Annotated in this window: 16 protein-coding genes; 12 read left to right on the forward strand and 4 right to left on the reverse strand. The window is 67.9% G+C overall.

The window, feature by feature from the left end:
• Nucleotides 1–75: 75 nt before the first annotated feature.
• Genes BMY12_RS09835 through BMY12_RS09855 form a run of 5 tightly spaced genes read left to right on the forward strand, consistent with a single transcriptional unit; the run spans nt 76 to nt 7,343 of the window.
• A complete protein-coding gene (locus tag BMY12_RS09835; protein ID WP_093285300.1) occupies nt 76–1,353 on the forward strand; it encodes a glucoamylase family protein in 1,278 nt (425 codons plus the stop codon).
• Nucleotides 1,350–2,663, forward strand: coding sequence for a glycoside hydrolase family 15 protein (locus BMY12_RS09840; protein ID WP_093285303.1), 1,314 nt, complete (start codon nt 1,350–1,352; stop codon nt 2,661–2,663). Before BMY12_RS09835 ends, BMY12_RS09840 begins: the two co-directional genes overlap by 4 nt.
• Nucleotides 2,660–4,402, forward strand: coding sequence for an ABC transporter ATP-binding protein/permease (locus tag BMY12_RS09845; protein ID WP_093285673.1), 1,743 nt, complete (start codon nt 2,660–2,662; stop codon nt 4,400–4,402). Before BMY12_RS09840 ends, BMY12_RS09845 begins: the two co-directional genes overlap by 4 nt.
• Nucleotides 4,399–6,597 (forward strand): CocE/NonD family hydrolase, encoded by a 2,199-nt coding sequence (locus BMY12_RS09850; RefSeq protein ID WP_093285306.1) that lies wholly within the window; start codon nt 4,399–4,401, stop codon nt 6,595–6,597. The genes BMY12_RS09845 and BMY12_RS09850 overlap by 4 nt, the downstream gene beginning before the upstream one ends.
• A gap of 8 nt (nt 6,598–6,605) precedes the next feature.
• Nucleotides 6,606–7,343 (forward strand): endonuclease/exonuclease/phosphatase family protein, encoded by a 738-nt coding sequence (locus BMY12_RS09855; protein WP_177188930.1) that lies wholly within the window; start codon nt 6,606–6,608, stop codon nt 7,341–7,343.
• On the opposite strand, the gene BMY12_RS09860 is transcribed toward BMY12_RS09855, so the two are convergent.
• Together BMY12_RS09860 and BMY12_RS09865 are read right to left on the reverse strand one after the other, a co-directional pair.
• Nucleotides 7,340–8,467, reverse strand: a complete 1,128-nt coding sequence (locus tag BMY12_RS09860; RefSeq protein ID WP_177188931.1) for a HupE/UreJ family protein — start codon at nt 8,465–8,467, stop codon at nt 7,340–7,342. The genes BMY12_RS09855 and BMY12_RS09860 overlap by 4 nt on opposite strands.
• A 49-nt stretch (nt 8,468–8,516) precedes the next feature.
• Nucleotides 8,517–9,686: a DUF3500 domain-containing protein gene (locus tag BMY12_RS09865; protein WP_093285315.1), complete on the reverse strand. Its 1,170-nt coding sequence runs from the start codon at nt 9,684–9,686 to the stop codon at nt 8,517–8,519.
• A 204-nt stretch (nt 9,687–9,890) separates the two neighbouring features.
• Here BMY12_RS09865 and BMY12_RS09870 point away from each other — a divergent pair, with 204 nt between their 5' ends.
• From BMY12_RS09870 to BMY12_RS09880, 3 genes are all read left to right on the forward strand, one after another.
• Complete coding sequence (locus BMY12_RS09870; RefSeq protein WP_218140154.1) at nt 9,891–10,646, forward strand: response regulator; 756 nt, start codon at nt 9,891–9,893, stop codon at nt 10,644–10,646.
• A complete protein-coding gene (locus BMY12_RS09875; protein ID WP_093285318.1) occupies nt 10,646–11,995 on the forward strand; it encodes a sensor histidine kinase in 1,350 nt (449 codons plus the stop codon). The genes BMY12_RS09870 and BMY12_RS09875 overlap by 1 nt, the downstream gene beginning before the upstream one ends.
• Before the next feature lie 100 nt (nt 11,996–12,095).
• Nucleotides 12,096–12,464, forward strand: coding sequence for a DUF6455 family protein (locus tag BMY12_RS09880; RefSeq protein WP_143068911.1), 369 nt, complete (start codon nt 12,096–12,098; stop codon nt 12,462–12,464).
• Between the two features lie 54 nt (nt 12,465–12,518).
• Here the strand turns inward: BMY12_RS09880 and BMY12_RS09885 are convergent, their stop codons facing one another.
• On the reverse strand, nt 12,519–12,944 hold the full coding sequence (locus tag BMY12_RS09885) for an organic hydroperoxide resistance protein (protein WP_093285324.1): 426 nt from the start codon (nt 12,942–12,944) through the stop codon (nt 12,519–12,521).
• Nucleotides 12,945–13,054: 110 nt separating this feature from the next.
• Nucleotides 13,055–13,519 carry a MarR family winged helix-turn-helix transcriptional regulator gene (locus tag BMY12_RS09890; protein ID WP_093285327.1) on the reverse strand — a complete coding sequence of 155 codons (465 nt, stop codon included), beginning with the start codon at nt 13,517–13,519 and terminating at the stop codon, nt 13,055–13,057.
• Nucleotides 13,520–13,676: 157 nt separating this feature from the next.
• Here BMY12_RS09890 and BMY12_RS09895 point away from each other — a divergent pair, with 157 nt between their 5' ends.
• The 4 genes from BMY12_RS09895 (at nt 13,677) to BMY12_RS09910 (ending at nt 17,094) form a co-directional block, all read left to right on the forward strand.
• Nucleotides 13,677–14,927, forward strand: coding sequence for an OmpP1/FadL family transporter (locus tag BMY12_RS09895; protein ID WP_093285330.1), 1,251 nt, complete (start codon nt 13,677–13,679; stop codon nt 14,925–14,927).
• A gap of 62 nt (nt 14,928–14,989) precedes the next feature.
• Nucleotides 14,990–15,397 carry an MAPEG family protein gene (locus tag BMY12_RS09900; protein ID WP_093285333.1) on the forward strand — a complete coding sequence of 136 codons (408 nt, stop codon included), beginning with the start codon at nt 14,990–14,992 and terminating at the stop codon, nt 15,395–15,397.
• Nucleotides 15,398–15,524: 127 nt separating this feature from the next.
• Nucleotides 15,525–16,202 (forward strand): TetR/AcrR family transcriptional regulator, encoded by a 678-nt coding sequence (locus BMY12_RS09905; protein ID WP_093285336.1) that lies wholly within the window; start codon nt 15,525–15,527, stop codon nt 16,200–16,202.
• 34 nt (nt 16,203–16,236) lie between these two features.
• Entirely contained in the window at nt 16,237–17,094 is an 858-nt protein-coding gene (locus tag BMY12_RS09910; protein WP_093285338.1) for a metal-dependent hydrolase, read from the forward strand.
• Nucleotides 17,095–17,103: the final 9 nt, after the last annotated feature.

Raw genomic sequence — 17,103 nt, forward strand, 5'->3', positions numbered from 1 at the left:
CGCATCATAGGCACGCTGTCAAAGCCTTCAAAGCGGTTCACAATCCCCACGACGCCAGAAGGACCCGAAAGCGATATGAAGAAGAATGAATTCAGTCCCGCGCAGCTCGTCGAATTGCCCGATGAAGCGTTGATCGAGGCCGTGCAGCGGCAGACCTTCCGCTTTTTCTGGGAAGGCTCGCATCCGCAGACCGGCCTCGCGCCCGACCGCTGCAAGCGTGACAAGCGGGCTTTTCACAATCCCGGCGCCATCGGCGGCACCGGCTTTGGCGTGATGGCGCTGATCATCGCCGCCGAGCGTGGCTGGGTGGCGCGCGGCGCGGCGCTGGAACGCCTGCGCGCGATTCTGGAAGTGCTCACCCGCGCGCGTTGCTATCACGGCGCCTTTCCGCATTTCATGGACGGTGACAACGGCGCCACCGTGCCGTTCAGCCGCAAGGACGACGGCGGCGATCTGGTGGAGACCGCGCTGCTGTTACAGGGCCTGCTCTGCGCGCGCGAGTACTTCGACCGCGAGGACCGCGCCGAGCGTGGCCTGCGCGAGTGGATCACCACGCTCTGGGAAGAGGTGGAGTGGAACTGGTACACGCAGAACCGCAAGCTGCTGTACTGGCACTGGAGCCCGAACAATGGCTGGGTGCTGGATCACGAGATCCACGGCTGGAACGAATGCCTGATCACCTATGTGCTGGCAGCCGCCGCGCCGCGCTATGCGGTGGAGCCCGACGTCTATCACCGCGGTTACGCCAATGGCCGCGACTTCGTCAACGGCAAGAGCTATTACGGCATCGAGCTGCCGCTGGGCATGCCCTTCGGCGGGCCGCTGTTCTTCACGCATTACTCCTTCTGCGGTCTGGACCCGCGCGGGCTGAGCGACCGCTACGCCGACTATGGCAAGCAGAATCTCGCCCACGTCTACATCAACCATGCGCACTGCCAGGCCAATCCGCATGGTCATCCCGGTTATGGTCCCGGCTGCTGGGGACTGACCGCCAGCGATGATCCGGAAGGCTACGCCGCGCATGCGCCGGACAATGACAACGGCACCATCTCGCCCACCGCCGCGCTGTCCAGCCTGCCGTATGCGCCGGAGGAGGTGCTGCGCTGCGCGCGTCATCTGCTGCGTCATTACGGCGAGCGCGTCTGGGGCGAGTACGGTTTCGTGGACGCCTTCTGCGAGGCGCGCGACTGGTATGCGGACACCTACCTTGCCATCGATCAAGGCCCGATCATCGCGATGATGGAAAATCACCGCAGCGGCCTGCTCTGGAAACTGTTCATGCGCATCCCGGACATCCAGCGTGGTCTGCGCCGTCTGGGCTTTGCCAGCCCTTACCTCGGGGACACGGTTTGAGCCAAAGCCTGGAGGCCTGGTTGCGGCGCCAGCACGAATGCGCGGCGCGTTACCTGCGGCTGTCCATTTCACCCACGCAGCTGAGCAAGGTCCGGCCGGGCTTCGGCAGCGTGGTGCGCGGCGCACGCGGCGCGGTGGTGGCCTCGCCGGTGCTGGCCGACTACGACCCGGAGCCGGATTACTTCTACCACTGGTTTCGCGACTCGGCGCTGGTGATGGCGGCGCTGCACACCCTGCCTTCGCCGGAGTCCACGCGCGACTTCGCCGACTTCGTGGACTTCAGTCTCGCGCTGCGGCGCCTCGATGGCCGCGCGCTGTGCGCGGATGCGCGCTGGCGCGAGGCGGTGCGCGACACGCATCGCCCGTATCTGCGTGATGACGCCGAGCTGGCGCGGGTGCATGGCGAGGCGGTGGCGGCGGAGGCGCGCGTGCAGGCCGACGGCAGCCTGGATTTCTCGCGCTGGGCGCGGCCGCAGCACGACGGTCCGCCGCTGCGCCTGCTCGCGGCGCTGCGCTGGTGGCCGGATGTGGAGGCCGAGCTGCGCGGGCCGCTGGCGGAACTGATGCACGCGGATCTGGCCTTCACCCGCGCGCACGCCGCGCAGCCTTCCTACGACATCTGGGAGGAAGAACTCGGCGAGCACTATTACAACCTGCGCCTCAGCGCGGCCGCGCTGCGGCAGGCGGCGCTGTGGCTGGCGCAGCAGAACCAGGCCGGCACCGCCTCGGCCTGCGCCGCGCAGGCTGCGCAGCTGCTGCGCCGGCTCGATGATTTCTATCTGGCCGAGGCCGATGGCAGCGGCTATTGCCGATCGCGCCTGCAGGCCGACGGCAGCCTCTCCGCCAAGGCGCTGGACGTGTCGGTGATCCTCGCCGCGATTCATGCCGGTGAGTGGCGCGGCGCGCACACGCCGGCCGATCCGCGCCTGCAGCAGACCCTCGCGCGTCTGGAGCGGGTGTTTGCGCAGCTGCTGCCCATCAACCGCCATCGCGGCGCCGGCCTGCGCCCGGCGCTGGGACGTTATCCGGGCGATGTCTATTACGACGGTGGCGCCTGGTACATCGCCACGCTGGCCGCCGCCGAGTTCTGCTACCGCGCCGCGCAAGGCGAGGCGCGCGCGCTGTGGCGCGCGCAGGGCGATGAGTATCTGCAGACCGTGCGCGCCTACACGCCGGAGAGCGGCGAGCTGTCCGAGCAGATCGACCGCGACAGCGGCGCGCCGCGTTCGGCGCGGCATCTGGCCTGGAGCTACGCGGCCTTTCTCTCCTGCGTGAACGCGCGCGAAGCGCTGTGGCGCGCCGCGCCATGAATCCGCCGCCCGTGCCGGATCAGGACTTGCCGGGCCTGCACGAGCAGCTGCGGCATTTCCTGCAGGCGCTGCGCCGGCCGCCGGTGCTGCGCCGCATTCTGCTGCTGATCGGCGGTGTGCTGCTGGTGATTGCCGGCACCGCGTATTGCCAGCTGCGCCTGAATCTCTGGAACAAGCCGTTCTACGACGCGCTGTCGCGGCGCGACTTCCAGGACTTCCTGCTGCAGCTCGGGGTGTTCTTCGCCATCGCCGCCTCGCTGCTGGTGCTCAATGTCGCGCAGCGCTTTCTGGTGGAGACGCTGAAGCTCCGCCTGCGCGAAAACCTGATGCAGGATCTGGTCGGCCTCTGGCTCAGGCCGCTGCGTGCGTTCTGGCTGGCGCATGCCGGGGCCATGGGCGTGAATCCCGATCAGCGCATGCACGAGGACGCGCGCAAGCTCTGCGAGCTGTCCGCCGATCTGGGCGCCGGCCTGCTGCAGGCCACCATCCTGTTTCTCACCTTCGCCGATGTGCTCTGGCAGATGTCGGCGGGTTTCAGCTTCTACTTCGGCGGGCGCGAGCACACGGTGCCGGGCTTCATGCTGTGGGCGGCAGTGATTTACGCCGCCATCGGCTCCCTGCTCAGTTACTTCGTCGGTCGCAGCCTGATCAACCGCAATGCCGAACGCTATGCGCGCGAGGCCGATCTGCGCTTTTCGCTGGTGCGCATCAACGAGCATCTCGACGGCATCTCGCTGGCGGCGGGCGAGGGCGACGAGCAGCGCCGCGTGCAGCTGGATCTCGCGGAAGTGCTGCGCGCCACCTCGCGCGTGGTGCTGAGCCTCACCCATCTCACCTGGGTCACCGCCGGCTTCGGCTGGATCACCAATATCGCGCCGGTGCTGGTGGCGGCGCCGCTGTATTTCTCCGGCAAGATTTCCTTCGGCGGCCTGATGATGTCGGCGGCGGCGTTTACGCAGGCACAGGGTTCGCTGCGCTGGTTCGTGGACAACTTCAGCCAGATCGCCGACTGGCGCGCCACGCTCTTGCGCGTGATGGTGTTCCGCAAGGCGCTGGTGGAGCAGGAAGCGCCCAAGGACTTCGACAGCCAGATCGAGTACGTGAAGGGCGAGGCCGGCGAGCTGCGCATCGAACACCTGAGCATCGAGACCGCGCGTGGTCCGGAGGCGCTGAGCGAGACGCAGCTGCTGCTGCGGCGTGGCGAGCGGGTGCTGATCGACGGCGCGCCCGGCGCCAGCAAGACCCTGCTGTTCCATGCCCTGGCCGGACTCTGGCCCTGGGGCAGCGGCCGCGTCAGCCGGCCCCGGGACGAGGTCATCAGCTATCTGCCGCGCGGCACGCCGTATCTGCCGCATGGCAGCCTGCGTGAAATCCTCGCCTATCCGCAGGACGTCTCCGCACATACGGCCGAGGAATACGCCAACGCCCTGCAGCGCCTGGGCCTGCCCCGGCTGCTGAGCCTGCTCGATGCGCGGCGCCGCTGGGATCGCGAGCTGAGTCAGGAAGAGCAGCTCAATCTCGCCTTCGCGCGTCTGCTGCTGCAGCGTCCGCCCTGGCTGCTGATCGACGATGTGCTCGGTGGCCTCGAAGAGGATTCGCTGCAGCGGGTGCTCAGCGTGCTGGACGAGGAACTGCGCGGCACCGGGCTGATCTACATCGGCCGGCCGCTGGCCGGTTATGCGCAGCTGTTTGCGCGCAGCGTGGATCTGCTGCGCAAGACGCCGGAGGCCGCGCCATGAGCCGCTGGCGAGGCCTGCTGCTGGCGCTGGCGGTGGCTCTGCCCACGGTGCTGCCGGCGGCGCAGCAGAGTTTCGAGTTCCGGACGCCGGCCAGCGCCGAGGACCCGCGCCTGATGCAGGACATGCACGATCTGGCGCTGCGCATGCTGCCGGTCTACGAGGAGCGCGAGCCGCAGCGTTTCCTGGCCAATCTCTCCGCCCTGCAGCTGCTCGCCGGCAATGTGCCGGCGGCCTTCGACACGCGTCTGCTGCTTCTGCAGCGGCGTCTGGACGGCGTGCCGCTGCAGAACGAGGCGATGGTGGCCTTGCTCGATCTCTACACGCAGGCGCGCTCGGCGGCGAGCCATGCGCCGTTCGCGCTGGCCTTCGCGCAGGCCTGGCGCCAGCGTCTGCCCAAGCTCGGCGATGCGCAGGCGGCGCTGCTGGCGCGCTGGCTGCAGACTCCGCAAAGCTGTTTCGCCGCCTCGCTGCAGCAGCGCCTGGACGCGGCGCGCGCGCAGCCGGAGCTGGATATTGCCGGTGCCCTGGATCTGAGCTGGGCCTACCTGTCCTGGCAGATGCATCGCGAGCTGGGCGTGCAGGGCGCGCAACTGCTCGCCGAGGATGCGGCGCAGCGTTATGTGTCCGAGGAGCGGCTGCGCATCCGCAGCGCGGACGGCGCCGAGCTGTGGTTGCGGCTGGTGCGGCCCAAGGCCGCGGAAGGCGCCTTGCCGGCGGTGCTGGAACTGCGCCTGGACGATGCGCCGGGCGAGGCGCAGCTGGCAGCGGCGCATGGTTATGTCGGTGTGGTGCTGTACGCGCGCGGTCAGCGTGGTCCCGGTGCGCCGACGCCGCGCTCGCGCCTGAGGCTGTTTGCGCACGAGGGCGAGGACGCGCGCGCCGCCATCGCCTGGATCCGCCAGCAGCCCTGGAGCGACGGGCGCGTGGCGATGGTGGGCAGCGGCTACAGCGCTTACGCGGCCTGGGCGGCGGCGCGCCTGCATCCGCCGGCGCTCAAGGCCATCGCGGTGGCCAATGCCATGGCGCCGGGCATCGACTTTCCCGCGCCGGGCCGCGTCTACGACAGCGCCGCCTACCGCTATCTGGCCGAACATGCCTACTCGGGCGCGCCGCGCGAACTCGGCGGCGTGGCCTGGCAGCAGCTGGAAGCGCAGTGGGCGCGCAGCCAGCAGCCTTATTACCAGTTCGGTCTGCCCGGCGAGGCGGCCAATGCGCTGTTCCGGCTCTGGCTCGGGCATCCCACGTTTGATTCCTACTGGCGCCGGCTCACGCCGTATCGCGAAGCCTTTGCCGATATCGACATCCCGGTGCTGAGCCTGTCCGGCAGCCAGGCGCGGCATCGCGCCGCTGCGCTGTATTACTTCCAGCAGCATCTGCGCGCGCGGCCGCAGGCCGAGCATCGCCTGCTGTTCGGGCCTTACGACGACGAAGACCTGCGCGAGGCGCCGTGCGCGCGGCGCGGCGCCGAGCCGCTGGATGCGGTGGCGCGTATCGATCTGCATGAGCTGCGCTATCAATGGCTGGATCAGCAGCTGCACGAGGACGCTGCGCCGGACGTGCTGCGCGGGCGCGTCAATCTGCAGCTGGCCGGTGCCAATCGCTGGCTGCATGGTGAAGACCTGCAGGGTCTGGCGCCGCGGCGGCAGCGTTTTTATCTGACGCCCTCGGCGCGGCTCGGTGCCGCCGCCGCGCCGGCGGCCTACAGCGAGCAGAGCCTGGATTTCCAGCATCCCGGCACCAAGGGCCGGCACGGTCGCACGCTGACGTTTCGCAGCGAACCGCTGGCGCAGCCGCTGGCGGTGGCCGGAGTGCTCGATGGCGAGCTGAGCCTGATGCTCAACAAGCTGGACTTCGACTGGCAGCTGGCGCTCTACGAGCAGAAGCCCGATGGCCGCCTGCTGGCGCTGGCGCCGGCCTTCGTGCAGCGCGCCAGCTATGCGCGCGACATCACGCAGCGGCAGCTGCTGCGCGGCGCACGCCGCGAGCGTCTGCCCATCCAGGGTCCCGTGATGGCGCGCCAGCTCGCCGCCGGCAGCCGACTGCTGCTCACGCTGGAACTCGCGCCGCGTCTCGGCCGCCAGATCAATCATGGCAGCGGCAAGGATGTCAGCGAGGAAACCGCCGCCGATGCGCTGATGCCGCTGCTGGTGCGCTGGTATGGCGACAGCTACATCGAACTGCCGCTGGCGCCATGATCCGCGTGATGAGCTTCAATCTGCGCACCGCCAGCATCGATGATGGCGCCTATGCCTGGGCGCAGCGCAGGACGCGCGTGGTGCAGACGGTCAGGAACTACCGGCCCGATCTGCTGGGCCTGCAGGAATGCCGCGACGATGCGCAGGCCGCGTACCTGCGTGCGCAGCTGCCGGGCTATGTCTGGCACGGCCGGCCGCGCGGCGGCGAGGGCGACAGCGCGCTGGAGATGGCGCCGCTGCTGTGGCGCGAGTCGGCTTTCGAACTGCTCGCCAGCGCCCATTTCGCCCTGAGCCAGACGCCGGAGCGGATCGGCGGCAAGGGCTGGGATGCGGACTTCGCGCGCATCGCGAGCTGGGCGCAGCTGCGCGAGCGGCGCAGCGGCCGCGAGCTGCTGGTGCTCAACACCCACTTCGATTACCAGCCGCAGGCCCTGCTCGGCAGCGCGCAGCTGCTGCATGAGTTCCTGCGCGCGCAGGCGCTGCCGCTGATCGTCTGCGGCGATTTCAACGCGCCGCCGGACTCGGCGGTGCAGCAAGCGCTGCTGGGCGAGAACCTGCTGCGCGATGTGCAGGCCGGCGCGCCGCGCGCGCCCAGTTATCACGGCTATGGTCTGGCGCAGGATGCCGCCGCCATCGACTGGATACTGGTCTCGCCGCAATTCCACGTGACCGAGGCGCGGCTGCTGCAACCGCGCCCTTATGCCTCCGATCACGATCCGCTGCTGGCGATCCTCGACTGGCGTTAAAGCATCATGGCGCGCGTCACCGCCCAGTACGCGGCGGTCGACAAGGCGGCCAGCGCGATGGCGCGACGCAGCCAGCCCGACCAGACCCAGTGCCGGGTGTGGATGAAGAAGGGCACCAGCACCAGCACCAACCCCAGCTGCACCAGCTCGATGCCGAGATTGAAGCTCAGGGTCGCGGCCACCACTTGTCCCGCAGACAGCGAGAGCTCGCGGATCGCGGTGGAGAAGGCCAGGCCGTGAATCAGGCCGAAGCCGCCGGCGACGAAGGCTTCGCGGCGCGGATACAGCGGCCGCAGCGCATGGGCGGCGGACACGCCCACCGAAACCGCAATCAGCACTTCCACCGCCTGCCCCGAGGGCGGCAGCCAGCCCAGCGAGGCCGCGAGCAGCGAGAGCGAATGGCCCAGCGTGAATGCGCTCACCCACCACAGCGTGGCCAGCACCGCCGGCCGCAGCTGCGCGCGCGCCTGCCAGCGTCCGGCCACCGCCTGCAGCGGCACGGTGAGGATCAGCGTCACTAGAAAGGCGAGGTGATCCAGGCCTTCGAGAATGTGTCGCGCGCCCAGCAGCACCATGCTCAGCCAGGCCCGCCAGGGCTGCGCGGCGCGGCGCTCGATCAGCAGCTCGTGGTGTTCGCCGCCCAGTGAGCCGAGCAGCTGCGGCTGGCTGGGCAGCACGCCGCCGCGCCAGTCCTGCAGCAGCGAGATCACCGCATCGTGCGTGGCGATTTCACGGATCAGCACCTCATCGCGGAGCACGACCTGATCCGGCGTGGCGCCGGCCGGCGGCAGTGCTTCGAGCGTCACGCGCCACTCATCGAGCTGGCCCTGCGGCGCCTGCACAGCGGTGACGTGCTGTTCCCAGGCTGGGCCAGCGACGCTGCGCAGGCCGATGCGCGCGTTCACGTAATCGCGCACCGCCGCCGCCTGCAGCTGCGGCCGGGCATCGCTGCCGGGACCGGGATCGGGCACCAGCTGCGCCTGCACGAAGGCGGCTTCGAGACGGTCCGCCGGCAGAATCAGATGCAGCTGCCAGCGATCCGGCAGCACGCGCACCTCGACGAAGGACTTCGGCATGGGGTGCGCCGGCGCCGCCGGCGCCAGCAGGGCCAGCCACAGGGCCAAAAAAAGCAGCCTTCCCCAGCTGGGAAGGCTGCCGGCCCGGGGATGAAGCTCAGAAGGAGAAATTGCCGCCATAGTCCAGGCTCTTGTCGCGCCAGATGCTGTGGTAGTGGTTGTCGCTGAGCACGATGCCGCTCTGCACGCTGAATTCGATCCAGACGCCCGGCCCGTCGATGCGCACATAAGAGCCCTTGGTGGAGAGGTCCGAGTACGAGGCCCAGGCGATGTAGGTGCCGTTGATCGCCGAGTCGGTGGTGTAGGCATCGTACTGGCCGGTGCCGTTGGCATCGCTGGCGTAGCTGGCGATGGCCGCTTTCACCAGCGCCTTCTGACTGTCGGAGAGAGCGGACACCGCGAGACCCTGCTGCGTGCTTGGATAGTTGCCGTCCTTCTGCGGACCGACCAGCACATCATCATAGGCCTGCGAGAGCTTGGCGGAGGACAGCTGCGTGCTGCTCAGGCCATTGAGCATGGCCAGCAGGGTGTCGTGGCGGCTCAGCATGGGCTGATACGCAGTGCCGTTGTAGGTGAACTGGGCGCGCGGCTCGACACCGACGAAGTTCGGCGTCAGGCCGATGATGTCGCCATCCACCGAGGCCAGGAAGGTGTAGTGATGGCCGGTGAATTCCAGAATCCAGGGCGAGGCGCTGGGCATGGTCGAGGTGGAGCTCGACGAGGTGGAGCTGAGGAAGGAGATGTAATAGAGGTCCTGGCCGTAGCCGGAGGACTGGTATTGCGCCAGATAGCCGTCGGCGGCGCGCTCGCCGGTCATGGTGGTTTGACCCTGCGAGCTGAGCGCCGCAGCAATCAGGGCCTCGGCGGCGGTCTTGGCGGTGGCGGACAGATCCTTCAGCGCGATGCCGTGACGGGTGACCAGCGTGGTCGGCAGATTGGACCAGTAATTGGTGGCGTTCGAAGAGGTGAGCGCGTAGACCACCGAGGACTGCTGGCTGCTGCTGAGCGTGGCCAGAAAGGCATTGGCCAGGCAGGTGAGCTTGGCGCCTTCGGTGGTTTGCGAGCTGCAGTCCGAGGACGAGGAACTGTCCGAGCCGCTGCTCGAACTGCTGTCCGAGCCCGAGCTGCTGGAGCCGGAGCCGCTGCTGGAAGCACTGCTGCTGTCGCCGCCACCGCCGCCGCAGGCGGCGAGGCCGGCGAGGGCCAGGATGCAGAGCGCGGCCTTGAGCCGCAGGCTGAGTGGCGAGGTGGAGCGGGTCGTGGTCATGGTCTCGTTCCAGATGCGTGGGGGTCGGAGGATTCGCCCGGCGCAGGGGCGCAGCGGCGAGGCCACATTCTGGGTCGCAAACTTGTCCCGGGAATGGCTGCGGCATTGCAGCGGCTTGCCGCTTTGTTGCGACGCTGAAACATCTGCGCCGGCGCTTTGCGGTGCTGAAATCGCCCGCTCGCGAACGCTTGCCAAGATACGGCCATGGCCGACATCCTCCCCGTCATGAATCTCTCTACCGCCATCCTGGTCGTGGATGACGACCCCGGTATCCGGGAGACGATTGGCGACTATCTGCGCAGCCACGGTTTCGTGGTGGGCCTGGCCGGCCGTGCCCAGCAGATGCGCGAGCAGCTGGCGCAGCGCGACTGGGATCTGATCGTGCTGGACGTGATGCTGCCCGACGAGGATGGCCTGTCCCTGCTGCGCCAGCTGCAGCGCGACAACGGCCCGCCGGTGATCATGCTCTCGGCAATGGGCTCGGACACCGACCGCATCGTCGGCCTGGAGATCGGCGCCGAGGACTATCTGGCCAAGCCCTGCAATCCGCGCGAGCTGGTGGCGCGCATCCGTACCGTGCTGCGCCGTCAGGAGAAAGCGCGCTTGCGGCAGGAAGCCGCGCCGGCGCCGGGCGGCGCGCCGCTGCTGTGCTTCGCGGGCTGGACGCTCAACCGCTGGTCACGCGCGCTGCGCGATCCCGAAGACACCGTGGTGGCGCTGTCCGATGGCGAATACCGGCTGCTGCTGGCCTTTCTCGAACACCCGGGCCGCGTGCTGACGCGCGATCAGCTGCTTGAATACTCGCGCGGCGGTGACAGCGACAGCTACGACCGCGCCATCGACGTGCAGATCAGCCGGCTGCGCAAGAAGCTGCGCGGTGCCGCCGGCGAGGAGTTCGTGCGCACGGTGCGCAACGAGGGCTACATGTTCATGCCGGCCGTCGGCGTGCGTGGCGGCTGATGCGAGTGTTGCGGCCGGGTGGCGCGAGCCTGCGCTGGCAGCTGATCATGCTGGTGGTGATTTCGGTGCTGCTCAGCACCCTGGCTTTCATCGCGCTCACCCGCCTCGGGCCGCCGCCCAAGCCTGCGCCGCTGCCGCTGGGCGCCATCGCCGAGATGCTGCGCAGCGGCCGCACGGATATCACCAGCGAGTTGCGCGTCACGCTGCATCAGAGCGCCGCCGCGCCCACCGCGCCGCCAGGCCTGCACGCCGAGCCGGCGCAGCTGCAGGTGCTGGCGCGGCTGCTGCAATGCCCGCCGCAGGCGCTGCGCTTCTATCGTGACCGCGACACCGTGCCGGCGCTGGCCCCGCCGCCCGGTGCGCCGCCCGGCGCCTCGCCGGTGCCGGACGTGGTGGTAGGCCAATGGCTGGCGGCCCTGCAGCAGGGTGATCACTGGCGCATCGTGCACCGTCAGCCGCAAGCCTTCTGGACGCCCTGGCTGCGCAGCCTCTTGCTGCTGTCGGCGGTTTCGCTGTGTCTGGTGCTGCTGCCGACCATCGCCCTGGCCAGCCGCATCGCGCAGCCCTTGCAGCGGCTGGCGGAACACGCGCGCGGGCCCTGGCGCGCCGATCTGTTCACGGATGCCGCGAGCCTGCCGCGCGAGATCAAGATTCTGGCCGAAGCCCTGTCCGCCATGCAGCGGCGCCTGGAACAGAATGTGGAAGAGCGCACGCGCATGCTGGTGGCCATCGCGCACGATCTGCGCACACCGCTGACGCGCCTGGCGTTCCGTCTGGAGAGCCTCGGCCCTGCGTCGCGCGACAAGGCCGCCGCCGATCTGGCCGAAATGCGCGCGATGATCGAAAGCCTGCTGGAGTTCGTGCGCGGCAACGGCCGGCAGCTGGCGCTGGAGCGGCTGGATCTGTCGGCGCTGCTCAGCACGGTCTGCGATGGCTATCTCGATACCGGCGCCAGCCTCGCCCTGCAGATGCCGGAGCGCATCATCGTGCAGGCCGATGCCACGGCGCTGCGCCGCCTGTTTCTCAACCTCATCGACAACGCGCTGCGCTACGCCGGGCAGATCGAGATCGAAGCCTGGCAGAGCGGGGAGGCGGTGCGCATCGAATTCCGCGATCGCGGTCCCGGCGTGCCGGAAGCGGCGCTGGAACGCATCTTCGATCCCTTCTTCCGCGTCGATGAAGCGCGCGGCCGCTCCGAGGGCAATCTCGGCCTGGGCTTGGCCAATGCCCGGCTGATCGCGCGCAAGCACGGCGGCGAGCTCAGCGCGCGCAACCGGCCGGACGGCGGCCTGTGTCTGACGCTGAGCCTGCCCCGGCAGGCGCTGCCCCTGCCCGGCTTCGGGCAATAAATCAACAATAGTGTTGACTGCTTGATCCGGATCAATGCCCGGATGCGGGCCCGGTGCGAGTCTGCGCGCACCTTGTGAGCCGCTCAGGGAGGAGACCCTCATGCTCCATCAATCTTTTGCATCCTTGCTGGAGCTGGCCTTCGGCGTGCAGTTCCTGGCCGTCGCCGCCGTGCTGTTCACGCTGTTGCTGGCGGACCGTTACAAGGACCGCCTGCCGCTGCGTCAGCTGCTGGAGGCGCACTTCCGCCGCTCGCTGCTGTACGTGATGCTGGGCCGGCGCGGGCGCAACACCCAGGCGTATCTGGAACAGGTGTCCACCCGCGAACTGGAACAGCATCTGCAGACCTGCAACGGCTGTCCGCAGCGCACGCAGTGCATCGAAGTGCTGCGTGAAGGCCTGGAACCCAACTGTTACAACTTCTGCCCCAACAACGGCATGATCAAGCGCCTGGGCTCCACGCCCGGCTGAGCGCGCGAGGTTCCGGCGCCGCCTGAGGCGGCCGGCGCCGGAGACGCCCGGGCATCAGACGATGCTCAGCCGCACGTCGATGTTGTTGCGCGTGGCATTGGAATACGGGCAGACGATGTGCGCGCGTTCCACCAGGGTCTTGGCCTGCTCGCGATCCATGCCGGGCAGGCTGATCGCCAGATCCACCTCGATGCCGAAACCGGTGGGGATGGCGCCGATGCCCACCGTACCCTTCACACTGACATCCGCCGGAATCGGCAGCTTGTCGCGCGCGGCGACGAACTTCAGCGCGCCCAGAAAGCAGGCGCTGTAGCCGCTGGCGAACAGCTGCTCGGGGTTGGTGCCTTCACCGCCGGCGCCGCCCAGCTCGCGCGGTGTGGTGAGGCGCAGGTCCAGACGGCCGTCCTCGCTGAGGGCACGGCCGTCACGGCCGCCGGTGGCGGTGGCGGTGGCGCGGTACAGCACTTTTTCAATCGACATGAGCAATCTCCTGGTGAGTGGGTGTCTCTCGCGGCTTGCGGCCCCGCACGGCTTGCGAGACCGTGAAGGCGTATGCGATTTAGTCGCACACGATATATTCAGGACAAAAATCAGGCGGCGTGCTGCAGCAGCGAATCACGCAGCTGCACGATCTGTTCCCGCAACTGCCTGAGCTCGGCCGGATGCTGGTTCATGGCCTGCAGCATGCAGGCGGGAATGTCGCGGGCCTTGGCGCGCAGCCTGCGTCCGGCGGCGCTGAGCGTGACCAGCACCTGCCGCTCGTCCTCGGCGGCGCGCGTGCGCGTCAGCAGGCCGGCGGCCTCCAGGCGCTTGAGCAGGGGCGTGAGTGTGGAGGATTCCAGGAACAGCCGTGCGCCGATCTCGTTGACGGTGAGCGAATCGGCCTCCCAGAGCGTGAGCATCACCAGGTACTGCGGATAGGTCAGCTCCAGCGCCTGCAGCAGCTCGCGGTAGACCTTGTTGAGCGCGTGCATCGCCGAGTAGATGGCAAAGCACAGCTGCTCGTCCAGGGTCAGGGCGCGGTCCTGTGCGTCGCTGGCGGCGGTCTTGGGCATGGCCGGCAATTTATATCGCACGCGATTTAATTGCAAGTGACGCCGCCTGTAAAACCATCCTTTGGTTAGGGGGAAAAAACGCTCCGGCCTTTTAAGATGCAAGGATCGCGACCCTTGTGTCGCGAATCGACCGATCGAAAAAACTCAGGGGAGCTTCATGTTGCGTATCGACAAGTACCGCATCGCGGTGGCGATGCTGTTTACCGTGCCTGCGGCTCAGGCCAGTATCGGCCTGTTCGAGCACGGCTCCGGCATCAAGTCGATGGGCATGGGCGGACTCAGCTATGCAGTGGGCGAGGAAACCACCGTGCTGCCGACCAACCCGGCCTTGCTGCAGGGCATGGGCAAGCGCCTGGATCTGGGCGTGGATGTGCTGCATCCCGACGCCAATGCCACGATCCACGACAACCCGGCGGCGCCGGATCAGCGCAGCCGCACGTCCGGGCGCCACTGGTATCCGGTGCCGCAGGGAGGCTTTGCCCTGCCGCTGAGCCCGAGCCTGAGCTACGGGCTTTCCGTGTACGCCGCCGGCCTGGGACCGGACTACCGCCAGAATCCGTTTGCGCGCTTCGGCGGTGATCCGCGCGGCAGCGTCAGCTTCGCCTACATGGGCGTTGCCAATGCCCTGGCCTGGCAGCTCAGCGAGCATCACAGCCTGGGCGCCAGCATCAACCTGGGTTATCAGTCGATCAACATCAAGGGCCTGGGCTTTCTGGGCAGTCTGTCGCAGACGCCGGACAAGGTCAGCGATCAGGGCCGCGACCAGGCTTTCGGCCTGGGCTTCTCCCTGGGCTGGCGCGGGCAGCTGCTGCCGACACTGACGGCCGGCGTCGGCTATCGCAGCAAGGTGTGGACACAGAAATTCAATGACTACCGCGGCCTGATCCCCAACGGCGGAGAGTTCGATCTGCCGGCGATCTGGGGCGCGGGCCTGGCCTGGACGCCGGTGGCGCCGCTGATGCTGGGCGCGGAATTCCAGCGCTTCGAGTTCGCCCGTGAGAGCACTTTCCACAACCGCATCGATCAGCTCACGCCGAGCAAGCCGCTGGGCGCCAAGGGCAGCGCCGGCTTCGGCATGAACAGCATCAATGCCTACAAGCTGGGTGTCGCCTGGCAGGCCAGCCCCAGCGTACAGCTGCGCGGCGGCTATCTGTATTCCACGCAGGGCAATGCGCAGACGCAGACGCTGTTCGGCATTCTCGCACCCATCACCACCACCAGCGTGTACTCCGCCGGCGGCAGCTACACGCATGGCGACTGGGAGTTCAGTGGCAATGGCTATTACGGGCCGCAGACCACGGTGACCGGCCGCAATTCCATTCCCGCCGCCTTCGGCGGGGGTGAAGCGGATCTGCGTTTCCGCAACTGGGGTCTGGGCGCGTCCATCGGCCGTCGCTTCGGGCGCTGAAGAGCCGGGCGGCGCGCGGATGCCGCCCTTGATTAAAAACTGCCAAGAGAGGAGAGAGTTTCATGAGCGCTTACGCTGCCGTGCTGCTGTACATGCTTTGGATGGTGCTGCTGGTGCTGGTCTATGCCGGCCCGCGCATTCCGCAGGCGCTGATGGGCATCAAGGCCATCGACAGCTGGGAACGCAACAAGACGCCCAGTGATCCGATGTTCTTCCAGCGTGCCAAGGGCGCGCATCTGAACTGCATCGAGAATCTGCCGCTGTTCATCGGCGTGGTGGCCATCGCCGGCCTGATGAACCGCATCGAAGTCGCCAACGGCGTTGCCGCCTATGTGCTCTACGCGCGCGTCGCGCAGGGCCTGGTGCACATGCTCGGCACCTCCTTCATGCTGATCATGGCGCGCGCCACGTTCTTCCTGATTCAGATGGCGCTGATCGCCTACATCGCCGTCATGCTGCTGCTGGCTTAAAGCTTGCCCCTACGGGCCTGCGCGCCGGGGCGCCAGGCTCGTTTTTTTGTGACGACAAAAAACCGCGTCGGGAAGCTGCGCCTGATTTTGTTGACACTGTTAAGTTAATGGTGTCAACTTAACATCCATGGCCAGAAAGAAATTCCCGGACGAGGTGCGTGCGCGCAAGCGCGACGACATCCTGGATGTCGCCATGAGCGTGTTCGAGGCCGACGGCCTGGAGGCCTTGAGCTTTCGTCGTCTGGCCGACGGCATGGACCTGAGTCACTCCGCGCCGTATCGCTACTTCGCCAGCAAGGAAGAGCTGGTCAACGCGCTGCGCGCCCGCGCCTATCGCTGGATCGAGCGCGAGATGCTCGATGCCATCGACGGCATCAGCGGCCCCGAACAGCAGCTGGAAGCCGTGGCAGCCGCCTACATCCGCTCCGGCCTGGAGCGTCCGCACCGCTACGCGCTGATGTTCTTCAATCTCAATGACGTCGACACGCTGCGCGATTTTCCCGAGCTGGCGGCCGCCAAGCGCGATGCGCTGGACGTGTGCACGCGGGTGATCGCGGCCGGCCAGCAGAGCGGCGATTTCCCCAGGACCCTGGACCCGCTGACGGTCGCGCATCTGTTCTGGATCGGCGCGCACGGCGTGGTGTCGCTGCAGGTGGCCGGGCAGTTCGTGATGGGGCGCACGGTGCAGCAACTGGTGCCCACGCTGATCCACACCTTGCGCATGGGCATGGAACATTTCAAACAAACCGCAAGGCCGAAGGCGCGAGCCAAGGCCGCGGGGGCAAAGGAGAAACGTCGTGGCTGAATCCCCAACAAGCAGCGTCCGCAGCAGCCAGGTCATGCCGCTGCCCCGGCGCATTCCCTTCCAGTTTCCGGATGATCTGCAGCCCTGCTGGAAGCCGGCCGATCCGGAGTTCTGCGCCATGGTCAACGGCGCGTCGCTGAGCATGCCGTATCTGGAGCCGTTTCTGATCCGCACCGTGCGCGAGGCCATCGCCGACATCGACGACGCCTTCGTGCAGGAGTCCGGCCGCGCCTTCAACATGCAGGAGCAGCAGCACTACCAGACGCATCGCCGCTTCAACGAGCTGCTCAAGGCCAAGCGCTATCCGGAACTGGCGGTGATCGAGCAGGACATGCAGGCCTATTACGCGCGGCTGTCGCAAAAGAGCCTGCGCACGCGCATGGCCTACACCGCCGGCTTCGAGGCCATGACCCTGGGCGTGACGCGCTGGCTGGTGGAAAACCGCGTGCGCCTGTTCGGCGGCGGCGACACCCGCGTGGCGTCCTTCATCCTCTGGCATTTCGTCGAGGAGTCGGAACACAAGTGCGTGGCGCACGACGTCTATGCGGCAGCGTTCGGCGGCGGGCCGGGCGCTTACTTCGCGCGCATGCTGGGCGTGTTTCACGGCTCGCTGAGCGTGATGTGGTTTTCCATGCGCGGGTACAAGGCGATCCTGAAGAAGGACGGCCTGTGGTACAGCCTGCGTTCGCGTCTGCGTCTGGCCGCGCGCCTGGGCTCCTTCGTGCGCACCGTGGCGCCGTATCTGCTGCGCGCCACCTTGCCGGGCCACGATCCGCGCCGTGAGCCCGATCCGCAATGGGTGCAGGACTGGATCGCCGCCTATCCCTCGGCCCCGCCCGAGACGGTGCCGCTGCTCGACACCGCACATCCGGCAATGCCGGTGCCGTTCTAGGTTTTTGCC

It is taken from the genome of Solimonas aquatica (assembly GCF_900111015.1).
Classification (GTDB): domain Bacteria; phylum Pseudomonadota; class Gammaproteobacteria; order Nevskiales; family Nevskiaceae; genus Solimonas; species Solimonas aquatica.

Excerpts from the sequence above, each read along its gene's own strand:
- BMY12_RS09845 (WP_093285673.1), top strand. The coding sequence starts at position 2,660 with ATGAATCCGCCGCCCGTGCCGGATCAGGACTTGCCGGGCCTGCACGAG.
- BMY12_RS09880 (WP_143068911.1), top strand. The coding sequence starts at position 12,096 with ATGCTCCATCAATCTTTTGCATCCTTGCTGGAGCTGGCCTTCGGCGTG.
- BMY12_RS09885 (WP_093285324.1), bottom strand. The coding sequence starts at position 12,944 with ATGTCGATTGAAAAAGTGCTGTACCGCGCCACCGCCACCGCCACCGGC.
- BMY12_RS09905 (WP_093285336.1), top strand. The coding sequence starts at position 15,525 with ATGGCCAGAAAGAAATTCCCGGACGAGGTGCGTGCGCGCAAGCGCGAC.
- BMY12_RS09855 (WP_177188930.1), top strand. The coding sequence starts at position 6,606 with ATGAGCTTCAATCTGCGCACCGCCAGCATCGATGATGGCGCCTATGCC.
- BMY12_RS09910 (WP_093285338.1), top strand. The coding sequence starts at position 16,237 with ATGCCGCTGCCCCGGCGCATTCCCTTCCAGTTTCCGGATGATCTGCAG.
- BMY12_RS09900 (WP_093285333.1), top strand. The coding sequence starts at position 14,990 with ATGAGCGCTTACGCTGCCGTGCTGCTGTACATGCTTTGGATGGTGCTG.
- BMY12_RS09875 (WP_093285318.1), top strand. The coding sequence starts at position 10,646 with ATGCGAGTGTTGCGGCCGGGTGGCGCGAGCCTGCGCTGGCAGCTGATC.
- BMY12_RS09890 (WP_093285327.1), bottom strand. The coding sequence starts at position 13,519 with ATGCCCAAGACCGCCGCCAGCGACGCACAGGACCGCGCCCTGACCCTG.
- BMY12_RS09895 (WP_093285330.1), top strand. The coding sequence starts at position 13,677 with ATGTTGCGTATCGACAAGTACCGCATCGCGGTGGCGATGCTGTTTACC.
- BMY12_RS09870 (WP_218140154.1), top strand. The coding sequence starts at position 9,891 with ATGGCCGACATCCTCCCCGTCATGAATCTCTCTACCGCCATCCTGGTC.
- BMY12_RS09835 (WP_093285300.1), top strand. The coding sequence starts at position 76 with ATGAAGAAGAATGAATTCAGTCCCGCGCAGCTCGTCGAATTGCCCGAT.
- BMY12_RS09865 (WP_093285315.1), bottom strand. The coding sequence starts at position 9,686 with ATGACCACGACCCGCTCCACCTCGCCACTCAGCCTGCGGCTCAAGGCC.
- BMY12_RS09850 (WP_093285306.1), top strand. The coding sequence starts at position 4,399 with ATGAGCCGCTGGCGAGGCCTGCTGCTGGCGCTGGCGGTGGCTCTGCCC.